Annotated in this window: 13 protein-coding genes; 1 reads left to right on the top strand and 12 read right to left on the bottom strand. The window is 69.0% G+C overall.

The window, feature by feature from the left end:
* Nucleotides 1-4 precede the first annotated feature (4 nt).
* Nucleotides 5-2,956 (bottom strand): excinuclease ABC subunit UvrA, encoded by a 2,952-nt coding sequence (uvrA, locus tag C471_RS07095; RefSeq protein ID WP_004047498.1) that lies wholly within the window; start codon nt 2,954-2,956, stop codon nt 5-7.
* Nucleotides 2,957-3,079: 123 nt separating this feature from the next.
* Complete coding sequence (tatC, locus tag C471_RS07100; RefSeq protein ID WP_004047500.1) at nt 3,080-5,311, bottom strand: twin-arginine translocase subunit TatC; 2,232 nt, start codon at nt 5,309-5,311, stop codon at nt 3,080-3,082.
* Nucleotides 5,312-5,445: 134 nt separating this feature from the next.
* Here tatC and C471_RS07105 point away from each other — a divergent pair, with 134 nt between their 5' ends.
* Nucleotides 5,446-6,627 carry a twin-arginine translocase subunit TatC gene (locus tag C471_RS07105; RefSeq protein WP_004047502.1) on the top strand — a complete coding sequence of 394 codons (1,182 nt, stop codon included), beginning with the start codon at nt 5,446-5,448 and terminating at the stop codon, nt 6,625-6,627.
* A 409-nt stretch (nt 6,628-7,036) separates the two neighbouring features.
* On the opposite strand, the gene argF is transcribed toward C471_RS07105, so the two are convergent.
* The 10 genes from argF to C471_RS07150 all read right to left on the bottom strand — a co-directional run bounded on the left by argF (nt 7,037) and on the right by C471_RS07150 (nt 16,480).
* On the bottom strand, nt 7,037-7,936 hold the full coding sequence (gene argF / locus C471_RS07110; protein ID WP_004047504.1) for an ornithine carbamoyltransferase: 900 nt from the start codon (nt 7,934-7,936) through the stop codon (nt 7,037-7,039).
* A 167-nt stretch (nt 7,937-8,103) separates the two neighbouring features.
* The gene (locus C471_RS07115) at nt 8,104-9,282 is read right to left on the bottom strand and encodes a [LysW]-lysine hydrolase (RefSeq protein ID WP_004047506.1); all 1,179 of its coding nucleotides are present in this window, start codon (nt 9,280-9,282) and stop codon (nt 8,104-8,106) included.
* Nucleotides 9,282-10,409 (bottom strand): aspartate aminotransferase family protein, encoded by a 1,128-nt coding sequence (locus C471_RS07120; protein ID WP_004047507.1) that lies wholly within the window; start codon nt 10,407-10,409, stop codon nt 9,282-9,284. The genes C471_RS07115 and C471_RS07120 overlap by 1 nt, the downstream gene beginning before the upstream one ends.
* Nucleotides 10,406-11,314 carry an acetylglutamate/acetylaminoadipate kinase gene (locus C471_RS07125; RefSeq protein ID WP_004047509.1) on the bottom strand — a complete coding sequence of 303 codons (909 nt, stop codon included), beginning with the start codon at nt 11,312-11,314 and terminating at the stop codon, nt 10,406-10,408. The genes C471_RS07120 and C471_RS07125 overlap by 4 nt, the downstream gene beginning before the upstream one ends.
* Nucleotides 11,311-12,360, bottom strand: a complete 1,050-nt coding sequence (argC, locus tag C471_RS07130) for an N-acetyl-gamma-glutamyl-phosphate reductase (protein ID WP_004047511.1) — start codon at nt 12,358-12,360, stop codon at nt 11,311-11,313. Before argC ends, C471_RS07125 begins: the two co-directional genes overlap by 4 nt.
* Nucleotides 12,357-13,244: a lysine biosynthesis protein LysX gene (lysX, locus tag C471_RS07135; RefSeq protein WP_004047513.1), complete on the bottom strand. Its 888-nt coding sequence runs from the start codon at nt 13,242-13,244 to the stop codon at nt 12,357-12,359. Before lysX ends, argC begins: the two co-directional genes overlap by 4 nt.
* Nucleotides 13,245-13,285: 41 nt before the next feature.
* Complete coding sequence (gene lysW, locus C471_RS07140) at nt 13,286-13,474, bottom strand: lysine biosynthesis protein LysW (RefSeq protein WP_004047516.1); 189 nt, start codon at nt 13,472-13,474, stop codon at nt 13,286-13,288.
* A gap of 136 nt (nt 13,475-13,610) precedes the next feature.
* Nucleotides 13,611-13,769, bottom strand: a complete 159-nt coding sequence (locus tag C471_RS17360) for a hypothetical protein (protein WP_160163128.1) — start codon at nt 13,767-13,769, stop codon at nt 13,611-13,613.
* Nucleotides 13,766-15,238, bottom strand: coding sequence for an argininosuccinate lyase (argH, locus tag C471_RS07145; RefSeq protein WP_004047518.1), 1,473 nt, complete (start codon nt 15,236-15,238; stop codon nt 13,766-13,768). Before argH ends, C471_RS17360 begins: the two co-directional genes overlap by 4 nt.
* Entirely contained in the window at nt 15,239-16,480 is a 1,242-nt protein-coding gene (locus C471_RS07150) for an argininosuccinate synthase (RefSeq protein ID WP_049909071.1), read from the bottom strand.
* Nucleotides 16,481-16,831: the final 351 nt, after the last annotated feature.

Below are 16,831 nucleotides of genomic sequence, written 5' to 3' on the forward strand. Positions count from 1 at the left end.
GGAGTCAGTCGTCGTCGGCCACCGCCGGCTTCCGGCGGTCGTCGCGCGGCCCCTCCAAGTCGATGTCGGGGAGCATGTCGCGGAGGTAGCGGCCGGTGTGCGAGTCCTCCTCGCGGGCCACCGCCTCCGGGGTCCCGCTCGCGACCAGCTCCCCGCCGCCGTCGCCGCCCTCGGGACCTAAGTCGATGACGCGGTCGGCGTTTTTCACCAGATCGAGCTCGTGTTCGATGACGACCACCGTGTTGCCGGCGTCGACGAGGCGGTGGAGCACGTCGATCAGCTTGCGCTCGTCCTCCTTGTGGAGCCCCGTCGTCGGCTCGTCGAGCAGGTAGAGGGTGTCGCCGGTCGCCTTCTTGCCCAGCTCCTCGGCGAGCTTCACGCGCTGGGCCTCGCCGCCCGAGAGGGTGGTCGAGGGCTGACCGAGCTCCATGTAGCCGAGCCCCACGTCCTTCAAGAGCTTCAGGCGGCGCTGGAGCCCCTGGTGGCTCTCGAAGAAGTCGTACGCCTCGTCGACGCTCATGTCGAGCACGTCCGAGATGGTCGCGCCCTTGTACTCCACGTCGAGCGTCTCGTCGTTGTAGCGCGCGCCGCCGCACTCCTCGCAGGGGACGTACACGTCCGAGAGGAAGTTCATCTCGATCTTCACGGTCCCCTGTCCGCCGCACTCCTCGCAGCGCCCGCCCTTCACGTTGAAGGAGAACCGCCCCTTCTCGTAGCCGCGGCGCTTCGACAGTTTCGTCTCCGCGAACAGCTCGCGGACGTAGTCGAACACGTCGGTGTACGTCGCGGGGTTCGACCGCGGCGTCCGCCCGATCGGCGACTGGTCGATGAGCCGCACCGTCTCGATCTCATCCATCCCCTCGATCGCGTCGTGCTCGCCGGGGTCGACCGAGGTGTTGTCGTTCATCTCGCGGACGAGGCCCTTGTACAGCACGTCGTGGACGAGCGTCGACTTCCCGGAGCCGGAGACGCCGGTGACGGTCGTCAGCGTGCCGAGCGGGAGCGCCACGTCGAGGTCCTTGAGGTTGTGCTGGCGGGCGCCCCGCACCGTCAGCTTTCCGTCCGGATCGCGGCGCTCGTCGGGTACGGGAATCTCCTTGCGGCCCGCGAGGTAGTCGCCCGTGACCGACTCGTCGGCGTCGATCACGTCGTCGAAATCGCCCTGCGCGACCACTTCGCCGCCGCGCTTACCGGGGCCGGGCCCCATGTCGATGATCTCGTCGGCGCGGCGCATCGTCTCCTCGTCATGCTCGACGACGACGAGGGTGTTCCCGAGGTCGCGGAGCCCCACGAGGGTGTTCAGCAGGCGGTCGTTGTCGCGCTGGTGGAGCCCGATCGACGGCTCGTCCAAGACGTACAGCACGCCCACGAGCCCCGAGCCGACCTGGGTGGCGAGCCGGATGCGCTGGCTCTCGCCGCCCGAGAGCGTCGACGCCTCCCGGTCGAGCGTGAGGTACTCTAAGCCGACCTCCTCCATGAAGCCGAGGCGCGCGCGGATCTCTTTGAGGATCTCCTCGGCGATTTTCGTGTCGCGCTCGTTCAGGTCGGCTTCCATCCCCTCGAAGTGCTCGCGCGCCTCCGCGATCGACATCTCGTTGACCTCGGTGATCGCGGTGTCCCCCACGAGGACGTGCCGCGACTGCTCTTTCAGGCGGGTGCCCTCGCACTCCGGACACGTCGTCACGGCCATGTACTCCTCGATGTGGTCGCGAGCGCGCTCGGAGTCGGTCTCGACGTGGCGGCGCTCCAGGTTCGGGATGACGCCCTCGAAGCGCTCGGTCTTCTCCCGGGTGCCGTTCTTCGTGGTCCACTCGAAGTGGACGAGGTCGTCGGTGCCGTAGAGGAACTGCCGACGAACCGACTCGTCGAGCTCCTCGAAGGGCGTCTCCAGCGAGACGCCGAAGTGGTCGGCGACGTTGTCGAGCTGGCGGGAGTAGTAGGTGCGGTCGTAGCTCCACGGCTCGAAGACGTGTTTGAGGGGCTTCGAGGGGTCTTCGATCACGAGGTCCTCGTCGACCTCCTTCGTCGAACCGATCCCCTCGCACTCGGGACAGGCGCCGTAGGGGCTGTTGAAGGAGAACGAGCGCGTCTCGATCGCCGAGAACTGCACGTCGGAGTTGGGGTTGCCGAGCTCCTCGGAGAACTCGACGACGAGGCGGTCGTCCGCGTCGGCGTCCTCCGCGAGCGATCCGGTCGAGCGCGCGTTCGACGCGAAGGGCACGTCCTCGGGCGGATCGGGGACGATCAGCTTGAGGGAGCCGCCGGCCTCCTCCAGGGCGGTCTCCACGGAGTCCGTGATCCGCGAGCGGGCGTCGGGCGAGACGGTCACGCGGTCGACGATCACGTCGATCGTGTGGTCGTAGTTCTGGTCGAGGTCGGGGTCGTCTAAGGTCAGGTCGATCGGCTCGCCGTCGACCTCGACGCGGGCGTACCCGTCGCTCACGAGTTCCTCGAATAAGTCCTCGAAGGCGCCCTTCTGGTCGCGGACGACCGGTGCGGCGATCTTCGCGCGGGTCCCCTCGGGCAGTTCGAGGATCTGGTTTACCATGTCCTGTGCCGACTGCTCGCCGACCTCCTCGCCGGTGACGGGGTCGTACTGGGTGCCGATGCGGGCGTACAGCAGCCGGAGGTAGTCGTGCAGTTCGGTGACGGTCCCCACCGTCGAGCGGGGGTTGTTCGCGGCGTTCTTCTGATCGATGGAGATCGCGGGCGAGAGTCCCTCGACAGACTCCACCTGCGGTTTGTCCATCTGCCCGAGGAAGTTGCGGGCGTACGCCGACAGCGACTCGATGTACCGCCGCTGCCCCTCGGCGTAGACGGTGTCGAACGCGAGCGACGACTTCCCCGACCCGGAGAGCCCGGTGACGACGGTGAACTCCTCGCGCGGGATCCGGACGTCGAGGTCCTTGAGGTTGTGTTCCTCGGCGCCGCGGACCTCGATGTAGTCCTTGCTCATCTTGTCCCCTCGTTGCGTGCGCGCGCGGGAATACTCGTCGGTCTCGGCGGTCCACCCCCGTCGGTCTCGCCGTCTAACGCGCCCGCGACGGAGCGAGGGGAAGAAAAGCGTTCGCGGCGCTCGTCAGGGCTCGACCAGTTCGGAGGGCGGCGAGAGGTTCCGCCGACCGCCGAACGTGACGAGGAACAGGACGCCGACGCCGATCCCGTACGCCGCCATCAGCGGGAGCGTCGCGAGGAACATCGTGATCACGTCGGCGGGGGTGAACACCGCCGCGAACAGCATGATCCCGACGGTGACCTCGCGCCAGCGGTTCCGGAAGACCCGGTAGGGGACGCCGGCGTTGTTGAGCAGGAGCATCGCGATCGGGATGTCCGCGAGGAAGCCGATCCCGATGGTGGTGTAGACGACGAGCCAGAGGAAGTCGCTCACCTGGTAGGTGATGATCATGTCCGCCAGCTTGGCGTCGGTGACGAGCCACCCGATGATCCCGGGCGCGATGTAGGCGTACCCGAGCGCGAAGCCGCCGATCAGCCCGGCGAACAGCGCCCCCGCCCAGAGGTACACCTGGTAGATGCGTCCGGCGACGAAGCCGCGCTCCCGCAGAGCGGGCCACGCGTAGTAGAGGACGACCGGGAACACGGCGACGATCCCGAGCAGGACGGAGAACTTCACCATGAAGATCAGCGCCTCGACGGGGTGGAGCGTGATGATGTTGATCCCGCCCTCGATCTCGGCTGGGACGCGGGACTCCAAGTCGTTGCGCACCGTCGCGAGCCCGCCGAGGTACAGCCACGTGAACGCGGCCGCCATCACGCCGCCGAAGACGGCGACGAGGCGGAACGACCGCGATCGCAGCGAGTCGAAGATGAACTTGAGGTCCTTGTAGTAGCCGCCGATGTCGTCTTCCGCCTCCTCCTCGTCGCCGTCGGTGAGCTCGGAGAGGAACGTGGAACTGGCCCGGGAGGTGCGGTCCTGAACGGTTCCCATCAGGCCGTCACCACCGGAACCGCCCTCGGCTCCGCCTCCGGCTTCCGTCGCGTCGCCGTCCTCGTCGCCGCCCTCGTCGCCGCTCTCGTCGCCGTCATGCACCGCGTCGAACCGGTCGAGGATCGCCTGCGCCTTCTCGGGGTCGTCGTCGTCGATCGCGGCCTGCGCGAGCGCGAGCGACTCCTCTTCGTCCATTTCGGCGAAGGCGTCGTCCGGGGCGGCGCGCACGCCTGGCGCGTCGAGTTCGCCTACGTCGACCGCGGTGGGATCGCCGTACTGGTACCCCGCGCTCGTCGTGTCGAGGTCGGCGTAGACGGCCCACAGCGTCGCGACGGCGACGAACGCAAGCGACCAGGCGGCGGCGTAGATCCCGGCCGCCGTCGTCGGGTCGACGCCGAGCCCCGCGCCGGGGTCGAGGAAGCGCCAGTCGCTGTTTGCGAGTCGGAGGAGGTCGTTGACCGCGGTTCGACCGCCGTACTCGTAGAAGGCGTACACGATCCCGCCGCCGAGGACGGCCGCCCCGCCGACGACGTTCCAGTGGTTCCGGGCCGCGCCGAGCACGTCGATGCGGTCGGAGCTCCGCTTGGCCGTGACGACGAGCTTCGCGAGGTAGAGGCTGAAGCCGTACAGGGCGATGAGCGGGAACGCCCACATCAGCTGGGTGAACGGGTCCGGCGGGGAGAACATCGCGCCGAAGACGAAGATGGCGACGACCGCGTAGCGCCACTTGTCGCGGAACGTCTCGTACTGGACGATCCCGGAGTAGGAGAGTCCGGTGATGAGAAGCGGCATCTGCCCCGCAAGCCCGAAGGAGAGCGAGAGGAAGACGATGAACTCCGTCCACATCACGATCCCGTAGGTGGGCTGGAGCCCGGCTTCCAGCCCGAAACCGGCGAGGAAGGAGAACATGATCGGGAAGAACGCGTAGACCCCGTAGGCGACGCCGACCGCGAACAGCCCGAAGCCGAGGAGCCCCATCCCCGCGAGCTTCCAGCGCGCGACCGGCGACTGCGGCCACGCCCCGCGGGCGCGGAGCTCGTCACGGGCGACGTAGATGAAGGGCGGAATCGCGAAGATCACGCCGACGATCAGCCCGATCTTCGCCTGGAGGAGGATCACCTCGAACGGGGTCGTCGCGATCACGTCGGTGTCGGCGGCGACCGCGGCCGACATGTTCGACTCGGTAACGTTATACAGGAAGTCCCAGATGAACACGCGGAGCGCCCAGAACGTCGCAAGAAATCCCAACAGGAAGACGATAAACACCTTCTGGAGGTCTTTCTGAATCGACCGAAGGAAGGCCTTCGCAGACTCGCGTCCGTCCGCGAGAGACTGCTGGGTATCTTCGTCGAGGGCACTCGCCATACGGGACCGGAAGTCCGTCGCCGTTATCAACCTTTTCGACCGCGTTCGGGTCGTCGCACCGACCCGTCGCACCGGCCCGTCGCTCGTCGCCATCCGAAAAGGCCTATAGTCACCCGGTTGCGTAGAAGAAGTGAATGGACGACTCGGACCGGTCGCGTGACGAGCCCTCGGCCCCCGAGGACGACTCGGTCGACGACGGGACGGTCGATAGTGCCGACGCCACGAATGACGAATCGACCGAAAGCGACCTCGATCCCTCCGTAGGCCGTCGATCCGCCGGGGACGAAGACGGGGACGACGACGAGTCGACGTCCGTGGAGCCGGAGGTGTCGCCCGAAGTCACGTCGGAAATCGGCGGCGACGACGGCGATGGGGATGATGACGCGGGCGACGGCGAAGACGACGAAGACGACACGTTCGACGCGCACGAGCCGGGGAGCGCGAAACACCTCGACTACAGCAAACCGGACCTCGAGGGCGATTCGTCCGACAGCGACTCCGCTACCGGAGACGACGCAGACGCACCGACCGTCGAGGACGGCGGCGTCGCGGGCGAGGGAGCCGCCGGAAGCGACGAGGAGTTCGCGGGGCTGGAGGCGCCCGAGACGGACGAGGAGATGCCGCTCGCGGCCCACATCGAGGAGATGATGCGCCGGCTCGCCGTCGTCTTCGTCTTCGGCGGGCTGGCGACGCTCGTCGTCGTCACCGAGTCGACGGAGCTCATCAACTACTTCTGGAGCTACCACATCCCCGCGCCGATGGAGAACCGGCCGCGGCTGTACGGCCCCCTCGAGCTCCCGCTCACGCGGCTGAAGGTCGCCGGGCTCGCGGGCGTCGTGGTCGGGCTCCCGGCGTTCGTCTACCAGACATACCGGTTCATGCGACCGGGGCTGTACGAGAACGAGCGGCGCTACTACCTCGCGGCGGTCCCCACGAGCCTCGTCCTCGGCGGGATCGGGATCGCGTTCGCGCACTTCCTCGTGTTGCCCGCGATCTTCTCGTATTTCACCACCTACACCTCCGACGCCGCGACGATCGCGTTCGGACTCGCGGAGACGTTCAACCTGATCGTCATCATGCTCGCGTTCATGGCGATCGTCTTCCAGATCCCGCTGTTCATCATGCTCGCGATCATGATGAACCTCGTCACCCGGCAGTGGCTGGAGGCGAAGCGGCTGATCTTCTGGGGGTCGTTCCTCGGGATCGCGTTCCTCTTCAGCCCCGACCCGACCGGGATGGCGCCGATCATCGTGACGCTGACGATGATCGTGCTGTACGAGGGGACGCTGGCGGTGCTGCGCTGGACCGGGAACTAGATTGCGGATCGGTTTTTTTTATAAGTTGTATAACATCGTGGTTCAGGTCTTCAAAGCCCCAGCCGCTCGGCGATACATGATCGACCGTTTCCTGATAAACACCGCCAAAGCCCCAGCCGCGAGGACTCGATGGGCTCGCTGCGATCCTCAGTCAGTCGCTGGCGCTCCCTCCTTGCGGTCCTTACGTCGCCCGTCTTCGTCCTCGCGACTGCCCCTTTGAGTCCCACCGCCCCGCACAGCACCGCACCTCCCACCTCCCCAGCCTCGTCAGTCGCCGTCGCTTCGCTCCGGCGACTGACTCCCTCGCGCGGCGCTCCTCGCGGCCGCCGGAGGCGGCCGCTCGCAGGCGCACGCCACCGCATGTCTGTTTATAAATAGTGTCGTCGTTCAACCGACTCCCGCTCCGCTCTCATTCCCCGCCGAGCAGTTCGACGAGCAGCGCGTTCTGGGCGTGCATCCGGTTTTCGGCCTGGTCCCAGACGAGGGCGCGATCGGACTCCAGCACGTCGTTCGTGATCTCCTCGCCGCGGTGCGCGGGCAGGCAGTGCATCACCTTCGCGTCGGTGCCGGCGAGCAGGTCGGCGTTCACCTGGAACCCCTCGAAGGCGGCCAGTTTCTCCTCGCGTTCGTCCTCCTGCCCCATCGAGATCCACACGTCGGTGTAGACGATATCCGCGCCGTCGATCGCGGCCTCGGGGTCGGTCGAGGGGGTCACGTCCGCCCCGAACTCCGCGGCGCGATCGAAGACGGCGGGGTTCATCTCGTAGTCTGCGGGGGTCGCGACATCGACGTCGATCCCGGCCATCGCCGCGCCGACGACGAACGACTGCCCGACGTTGTTGCCGTCGCCGACCCACGCGACCGTGGCGTCCTCGCCGACCGTCTCGCGGATCGTGAGGAGGTCGGCCAGCGTCTGGCAGGGGTGCGCCTCGTCGGTGAGGCCGTTGATCACGGGGCAGTCGGCGTGCTCGGCGAGGGTCTCGACGTCTTCGTGGTCGAAGAGCCTGGCCATCACACCGTCGACGTACCGACCGAGCACGCGCGCGGTGTCACGCAGCGGTTCGCCGTGGCCCAGTTGGATGTCGTCGGGGCCGAGGAACATCGCGTGGCCGCCGAGCCGGGTCATCCCCGTCTCGAAGGAGACGCGAGTGCGCGTCGAGGGCTTCTCGAAGATCATCCCGAGCGTCGCGTCTCCGAGTCGGGGATCGGTCTCGCCCGCCTTCATCACGGCGGCGCGGTCGAGCAGGGCGTCCAGTTCGGCTGGCGTCACGTCGTCGATGTCGAGGAAGTCGTCGGTGGCGAGTGGCATGGGTAGATGAGTGTGAGTGTGAAGTCGGTGGGTGGTGTCGGTGAGCGGTGGGGTCTGTGAGCGATGGGGTCTGTGAGCGATGGTGTCGTGACAGCGGTGAGATCAGTCGGCGGCGACGAAACGGTCTGGTTCAAAAGGAGGCGGCGTCACGGTCGGTGCCGTGACGCCTACGGTCGGTCCCGGCAGACATCGCTCAACACGGCCGTCGCGCGGTCCAACTCGGAGAGGGGAAGCCGCTCGTCGGGCGCGTGGTCGAGGTCCGAGTTCCCGGGGCCGTAGGTGACCATCGGGCAGTCCCACGCGGCCGCGAACAGGTTCATGTCGCTCGTTCCGGTCTTGCGCAGCAGGCGCACGTCACCGCCGGCGCCGCGGATCGCGACGCGGAACGCCCGCGCCAGCTCCGTGCGGGGGCTCTCCATCACCGGCGGGATCGGCTCCTTCCAGTGGACCGAACCGGTCGACAGCTCCGTCTCGGCCAGTTCGTGGATCTCGTCGACCGTCCGGTTGGGCGGAACGCGGAGCTGTACGTCCATCGTCGCCTCGACCGCCAGCCCGTCGTCGGAGAGCCCGCCGTCGACCGAGACGGGCTTGGTCGTCACCTGCTCGAAGACGGGCGTGTCGTCGTCGGTGGGGTCGAACGTCTCCTCGACGCCGTGCCACCAGTCGATCGCGTGCTGGATCGCGTTGGGCTCCGGCCGCGAGGTGTGGCCGGACTCGCTCGTGTTCACGTACGTCCCCGCGAGGAAGCCGCGGTAGCCGAGGGTGACGCCGTCCCAGCCGGAGGGCTCGCCGTTCACCACGGCCTCGGGCGCGTCGCGGTCCTCGACGAGAAACCGGGCGCCCCGCGAGTTCGTCTCCTCGCCGGCGACGCCGACGAACGAGACGCCCGTCTGGACCGCCGCGACCGCCATCGCGACGAGCGGGCCCGTGGCGTCCACGGCCCCGCGCCCCCAGAGGACGGGCTCGCCCGGCTCGCCGGCCTCGTCGTCCTCTGCCGCCGGCCTCACCTCGACCGGGATGTCGCCCGGTACCGTGTCGATGTGCGAGGTGAGCAGGACGGCGTCGCTGGCGGGCGCGCGGACGTTGCCGACCTCGTCGATCCACGCCTCCCGCCCGTTCGCCTCGAAGAAGTCGACGAGGCGCTTCGCGGCCTGCTCCTCCTCGCCCGAGGGCGAGGGGATGGAGACCATGTCGTACAGCAGCTTCCGGGCCGGCGTGTCGCAGGCTTCGGGGTAGCCGCCGCCGGCGACCACGTCGGTCCCGGCCGCGGACGACTCGTCGGCGGCGGAGCCGTCGGCAGTGGACTCGTCCGTATCGGCCGCCTCCCGCTCCTTCCCGGTCGACATCACCCGATCACCTCCGCGAGCGCGTCGACCACCGCGTCGGCGTGCTCGCGTTCGAGCGTCAGCGGCGGGAGCAGGCGCAACACGGTGCGGCCCGCGGGCAGCGCGAGCACCTGATGCTCGATCGCCAGGTCGCGAAGCAGCCGGTTCGAGCCGCGCTTCACCTCGATGCCGATCATCAGGCCGTCGCCGCGCACGTCGCGCACGTCGTCGCCGAGGCGCTCCTCGATCTGTCCGCGGATGTACGCGCCCATCTCGGCGGCGTGGTCGGGGAGGTCCTCGCGCTCGATCACGTCGAGCGTGGCTCCCGCTGCCGCCGACACGACGGGTCCGCCGGAGAACGTCGAGCCGTGGTTGCCGGCGTCCTCGGCGATCCAGTCGCGACACAGCGTCGCGCCGATCGGGAGCCCGCTGGCGAGCCCCTTCGCGGTCGTGAGCACGTCGGGCACCACGTCGTGGCGCTCGGCCGCCCACATCGACCCGGTGCGGCCGAGCCCGGTCTGGATCTCGTCGAGGACCATCGCGGCCCCCGCCTCCGCCGTGGCCTCGCGGACCGTCTGCAGGTACTCCGTGGCGGCGGGGTTGATCCCGCCCTCGCCCTGCAGCGGCTCTAAGATCACCGCGGCGGTCTCGTCGTCGACCGTCTCGCGCATCGCGTCGGCGTCGCCGTACTCGACGAACTCCACGCCGCCGGCGAGCGGCTCGAACCCCTGCTTGTACTTCTGTTTCCAGGTGGCCGCGAGCGCGCCCATCGTCCGGCCGTGGAACCCCTGCGTCGTCGCGACGATCTTCTCGCGGCCCGTCGCGTGCCGGGCGAACTTCAGGGCGGCCTCGTTGGCCTCGGTCCCCGAGTTACAGAGCCAGACGTCGTCGACGTCGCCCGGCCCGGCCTCGGAGAGCCGCTCGTACAGCGCCGTCCGCGCCGCGTGCGGGTACGACGCCTGCACGTACATGAGCTCCTCCAGCTGGCTCGTCGCGGCGTCGACGACCTCGGGGTGACAGTGGCCGACGGGGGTACACGCGTAGCTCGCGCCGAAGTCGAGATACTCGGTCCCGTTCGCGTCGGTGAGCGTCACGCCGTCGCCCGAGGCGATCTCGATCGGCTTCTCGGAGAAGACGAAGCCGCTCATGCGGTCTCACCTCCCGTTTCCGCCTGTTCCGCAATTGCGGAGCGCTCGATCGTGGTCCCCTCGCCGCCGAGCGCGGCGACGATCGGGTCGCGAACGTTGGCGTCGGCGACGACGACGCGCCCGGATCCACCCGAGAGCGCCTCCGTCGCGGCCATCACCTTCTTGCCCATGAACCCCTCGGCGGCCGCTTCGACCGCCGCGAGTTCGTCGGGCGTGGACGCCGACTCGATCAGCGTGTCGGGGTCGTCGGGGTCAGCGTAGACGCCGGCCACGTCCGTCAGCAGGACGAGGTCGGCACCGAGCGCGCCGGCGACCGCGGCGGCCGCCCGATCCGCGTCGGTGTTGACGGGCGTGACGCCGCCGTCGCCCTCTTTCCCCTCCATCGGGGGCGAGACGACGGGGGTGTAGCCGTCGGCGAGCAGCCCCGAGAGGAGGTCGGCGTTCACCGACTCGATCCGGCCCGAGTGCTCGCCGCGGCGGATCTTCTTCTTGCCGTCCTCGACCACGCGGACCGCCGACTTGCGCGGCCCCGAGAGGACCCCGCCGTCGACGCCGGAGAGTCCGACCGCGTCGACGCCGGCCTCGCGGAACTGCGCCGTCAGCTCGGTGTTGAGCTTGCCGGCCATCGCCATCGTGAACGCCTCCATCGTCTCCGCGTCGGTGAACCGGCCCGTGACGCCGGAGGCGGACTCGACGTACTCGGGCTCCATGCCGAGCCGCTCGATCGTCTCGTCGACGACGGTCGAGCCGCCGTGGACGACGACGACCCGCCGCCCGTTGGCGGCGAGGTGCGCCACGTCGCCGACCGCGCCGGCGGGATCGACCGCCTTCGCGCCGCCGATCTTGACGACGACGGGGGGTTCGTCGGCGGCGCGTCCGCCGGTGTCAGCCTGTTCCCCGCTCATGGCGATCCCACGGGGTGGAGCCCCTGGAACTCCAGGCCGGCGTCTTCGGGCAGCCCGAGGGCGACGTTCGCCGCGTGGACCGCCTGTCCGGCGGAGCCTTTCATCATGTTGTCTATCGCCGAGAAGACGACGATACGCCGGTTACCGGGATCGAGCTCGAAGCCGACCTCGCCGTGATTGGTGCCGGCGACCGCCTTCGGCTCGGGGTAGCGGTAGACGCCGCCTCCGCCGGAGACGATCCGCATGAACGGCTCGTCGGCGTAGGCGCCGCGGTACGCCTGCCACAGGTCCGCCTTCGAGACGGGCTCGTCGGGGAAGACGTGGCAGGTCGCGCTCGCGCCGCGCACCATCTCGACCGCGTGGACGGTGAAGGAGACGTCGAGCCCGAGGTACGCCCCGATCTCCGCCTCGTGGCGGTGGCTCGTGGGCGCGTACGGGCGCACGACGCCCGACCGCTCCGGGTGCGAGGAGGCCGCGCCGCCGCCGGCGCCGCCCTCCGAGGAGCCCACCTTCACGTCGACGACGACCTCGCCCGCGTCGGGACCGAGCGCGCCCGCGTCGACGAGGGGCTTGAGCCCGAGCATCGTCGCGGTCGCGTTGCAGCCGCCGCCGGCGATCAGGTCGGCGCCGGGGAGGTTCTCGCGGTTGATCTCGGGGAGCGCGTACTCGGCGCGCTCCAAGTACTCGGGCGACTCGTGGCCGTCGTACCACTCGTCGTACAGCTCGGCCTCGGGAAGTCGGAAGTCGGCCGAGAGGTCGACGACCGTGTCGGCGGCCTCGAAGTACTCGTCGATCCGCCCCATCGAGACGCCGTGGGGGGTCGCCGAGAACAGCACGTCGACCGACTCCAGGTCGTCCGGGTCCGAGAAGCGCAGGTCGAGCCCGCGCAGGTTCGGATGCGACCGACCGACCGTCATGTTGTCGGCCGACCGCGACGTGGCCTGCACCACGTCGAATCCGGGGTGTCCGGAGAGGATCCGCAACAGCTCGCCGCCGGTGAAGCCGGTGCCGCCGACGACGCTCGCGGTGTACGTCTCGTCGGTCATGCCGTGACCTCCTCGTCGTCGGCCGTCGCGGCCGCCTTCGCCTCCAACCAGTCGACGACCTTCGCGGGCACGTCGACGTCGCTGGCCGAGTCGAGCGCCTTGAACTCGACCGTGTGGTTCACCTCGTGAACGGTGTACTCGCCGGAGCCGGTGCCGCCCACCTCCATCAGGTCGACGCCAAGCATGCCGCCGCCGACAGCCGCAGAGGCGCGCTCAACCAGATCGAGCGCGCGGTCGTCGAGGTCGAACGACTTCGTCTCGCCGCCCTTCGCGGCGTTCGTGAGCCAGTGGTCGGACGACCGGGTCATCGCGGCGACCGGCTCGCCGTCGACCGCCAGCACGCGGATGTCGCGGCCGGGCTTGTCGACGAACTCCTGGATGTAGAACACCTTGTGCTCGTAGTGGCCGAGCGTCTCCTTGTGCTCTAAGATCGCCTCCGCGGCGTTGCGCGTGTCGATCTTCGCCATCAGCCGGCCCCACGAGCCGACGACGGGCTTGAGCACGCAGGGGTAGCCGAACTCCTCGATGGCCTCCATCGCGGTCTCCTTCGTGAACGCGACTTCGGTCGCGGGAGTCGGGATGTCGGCCTCCGCGAGCGCGAGCGAGTTCTTCGCCTTGTCGGCGCAGACGTCGCCCGTCTCGGGGGAGTTGATCACGGGAACGCCGTAGCTGTCGAGGAACTTGGTCGCGTACAGCGACCGGCTCGTCGACAGGCAGCGGTCGACGACCAAGTCGAGGTCGGCGACGTCGGCCGTGGTCGACTCCAGGCCGAACCGCTCCTTGCGCACGTCGATCTTCGTGACCTCGTGACCGCGGTCGCGGAGCTCGGCGAGCAGCAGCTTCTCGTCTTTCCGGATCCGCGAGTAGAGGATCCCTATTTGCATGTCGACCACTCGCGTGTTGCGGTCGTGGCGATCGTCGCCATCTACTCTCCCCAGTCCTCCTCGAGTTCGGGGGCCTCTTCCAACACGACGGGGTCCAGCGAGATGACCTCCAGCTCGGTCCCGGTGACCGGGCTGTCGATGATCTCGCCGACCTCGACGTCGGCCGGAAGCTCGATCTCTTCGCCCGTGATCGGGTCCTCTGCCATCACTGGATCGGTGTCGCTCGTCATCGTACCCCCTACTCGACCGTGAACCCGCATAAACCCTTCGAACTTGTAATTTAGATTACAATAAATAGGCTACCCGCTAACGGATGAAGATCGGTCGTACAACCGCCGTGTGAAATCCGATGTCAGATTTCAGTAGTTAGTGTGTCCCCTCGCGGGGACGGCGGCGCCGTCGGCGGTCGCGGGTCGACCGTCGACGGCACCGGTCGTCGCGGTGGTCGCGGTGGTCGCGGTCGCCGCAGTCGCGGTGGTTGCGGTCGCCGCGGTCGCCGGTTCGCGGCGGCCGTCGCCGGCTCACACATACTCGGCTACCTCCGCGTCCAGCAGTTCCGCCGCCGCCGCGAGCGACTCCCGCTCGTCGGCGAGCACCGCGTCGTCGTCTTCGATCCTCACCGTCGCGTTCGCGAGCTCGTCGTCGACGGCGTCGGGGGCGGGTCCCCCGGCCGAGTCGCGGCTCGCGACGCTGGCGGCGGGGTCGAGTGCGGACTCCACGTCCTCGCGGCTCACGTGTGCCGAGAGGGACTCGCCCGTCACCTTTCGAGTGGCCTCGTCAACTTTTGCGGCCGCGGCGGCCGGCGAGTCGTCGTCGGAGACGGTCTCGGCGGCGCTCGCGACGATCTCGTGGGCGGTCCGGAAGGGCATCCCGCCCATCGCGAGCAGGTCGGCAACCCCCGTCGCCGTCGAGAACCCCTCGCCCGCGGCGTCCGCGAGCGCCGCCTCGTCCCAGTCGACGGTCGCGACCGCGCCCGCGGCGACCTCCGTCGCCTCCCGCACGTCGTCGGCGATCTCGAACACGCTCGCGTGGGCGCGCTGGAGGTCGCGGTTGTACGCGCGCGGGAGTCCCTTGAGGAGACTCAGCGTCCCCGTCGCCTCGCCGATCGCGTCGCCGGCGACGCCGCGAGTCAGCTCCAGCGTGTCCGGGTTCTTCTTCTGGGGCATGATCGAGGAGGTGGAGGCGTATTCGTCCGACAGCTCCACGAACCCCTTGTTCGAGAAGAGGATGAGGTCCTCCGCGAGCCCCGACAGCGTCGTCGCGAGCGTCGCACACGCGGTCGACCCCTCGGCGAGGAAGTCGCGCGCCGACGCCGCGTCCGTCGAGTTCCGGACCGTCCCGTCGAACCCGAGCAGCTCCGCGGTCCGGTCGCGGTCGATATCGAACGGCGTCCCCGCGAACGCGGCCGCGCCGAGCGGCGACCGGTTCACCCGGTCGTACGCGTCGAGCAGGCGCTCGGTGTCGCGGGCGATCCCGCCCTCGTACGACAGCAGATAGTGCGCGACCGTCGTGGGCTGGGCCGGCTGGAGGTGGGTGTAGCCGGGCATCACGGTCTCGGTGTGCTCGCTCGCGACCTCGACGAGCGCCTCGCGGAGCGCGATCGTGGCCTCGACGACCGCGAGCAGGTCCTCGCGCAGGCGGTACCGGATGCAGGTCGCCACCTCGTCGTTGCGCGAGCGGGCGGTGTGCATCCGCCCGCCGTCGGGCCCGATCCGGTCGATCACGGCGGTCTCGATCGCCTCGTGAACGTCCTCGCCGTCCGGAAGCGCGTCGTGGCCGGCGGCCTCCACGTCGTCGAGCGCCCCGAGAATCTCGCCGGCGACCGCGCTATCGACGATCCCCCGCTCGGCGAGCATCACCGTGTGCGCGCGGTCGACCGCGAGGTCGGCCTCGAAGATCGCCGCGTCGGCGGCGAGGCTCGACAGGAACTCGCGGGCGGGGCCGCCGCTGAAGCGGTCGCGGCGAACGGCCGTGCCGGGGTCGTCGTCGGTCATTTAGAGCTGGTCGCTGTCGGTTCCGTCCGTCTCTCCGGAGCCGTCGGTGGCCAGTTCGGGCTTCGAGACGTTCGCCTTCACGTCGTTGGCGAGGCGCTCCTGCAGCCCGTGGTACTTCGCGACGCCCGTGGCGTCCTCCTGCGCGATGCCGGCCACGTCCTCGGTGTTGAACGAGGCCATCTCCTCGGAGTAGACGGCGTACTCCGAGTCGCGGGCGACGACGCGGCAGTTGCCGCCGGAGACCTTCACCGTCGCCGTGCCCGTCACCACGTCCTGCGTCTCGTCGATGAACGCGTCGAGCGCGTCGACGACGGGGGCGAAGACGAGACCCTGGTACGCCTTCTCGGACCACTCCTGCTCGATCCCCTTCTTGAACGAGCGCTCGTTCTTGGTTAAGACCAGGTCTTCGAGCGCCTGGTGGGCCGTCAGCAGGACGGTCGCGGCCGGATGCTCGTAGTTCTCGCGTACCTTCAGCCCGAGCATGCGGTCCTCCATCACGTCGGTGCGGCCGATGCCGTAGCCGCCGGCGTACTCGTTGAGGTGCTGGATGAGCGAGACGGGGTCCATCTCCTCGCCGTCGACGGCGACCGGGACGCCCTCCTCGAAGGCGACCTCGATGGTGGTCTCCCCTTCCGGCTCCGCAGTCCACTCGTAGATGTCCTCCGGCGGCTCGTAGTTCGGGTCCTCCAGCTTCCCGCCCTCGACCGCGCGCGACCAGATGTTCTCGTCGATGGACCAGACGCCGCCGTCGCCGGCCTCGACGGGCAGGTCCTTCTCGGCGGCGTAGTCGATCTCCCACTCGCGGGTGAGCCCGAGCTCGCGGACGGGGGCGATCACTTCGAGGTCGGAGCCGCGCCAGACGGCCTCGAACCGGAGCTGGTCGTTCCCCTTCCCCGTGCAGCCGTGCGCGATCGCGTCACAGCCCTGCTCCTCGGCGACGCCCAGGATCGCCTCGGCGATGACGGGGCGCGCGAGGGCGGTCCCGAGCGGGTAGCCCTGGTACGTCGCGTTCGCCTTCACCGCGTCGTAACACAGGTCCGCGAACTCCTCTTTGGCGTCGACGACGTGGATGTCGAGCCCGAGTGCCTCCGCGGTCTCCTCCGCCTCGTCGAACTCCTCGGTCGGCTGCCCGACGTCGACGTTGACGCCGATGACCTCGTCGTAGCCGTACTCCTCTTTCAACAGCGGCACGCAGACGGTCGTGTCGAGTCCCCCACTGAACGCGAGTGCAACGGTTGCCATTACCGGAGTAGAATAGACTCTACCCCTTAAATTCGTCGGTTTAGATGTTGTAAGGAAATGGCGGCGGCGACGCTACGGACGGACGTAGCTGTCACTCTCCGGAACGGAACGGCGCGAACGCGACGAGGGAGGAAGTTATCGGCCCGAAGGGGCCGGTCGTCGCGCCGCGCCGGAAGCCGGTCGCGGCGGTCGGACGCCTCGTCGCGGTCGCGGGGCTCGTCGGCCTCGGACGAGAGCGGCGTCGAGACGAGCCTCCGCGGTCATCACCTGTATCTACCCGAGTTTCGGTATAAAAAGATTCCGCACCTGGCGGCCGGTCGCAACGTTTGCCGGTCGGCGTCGTCGGCTACG

Origin of the sequence: Halorubrum saccharovorum DSM 1137 (assembly GCF_000337915.1) — an archaeon.
In the GTDB taxonomy this organism is placed as follows: Archaea; Halobacteriota; Halobacteria; order Halobacteriales; family Haloferacaceae; genus Halorubrum; species Halorubrum saccharovorum.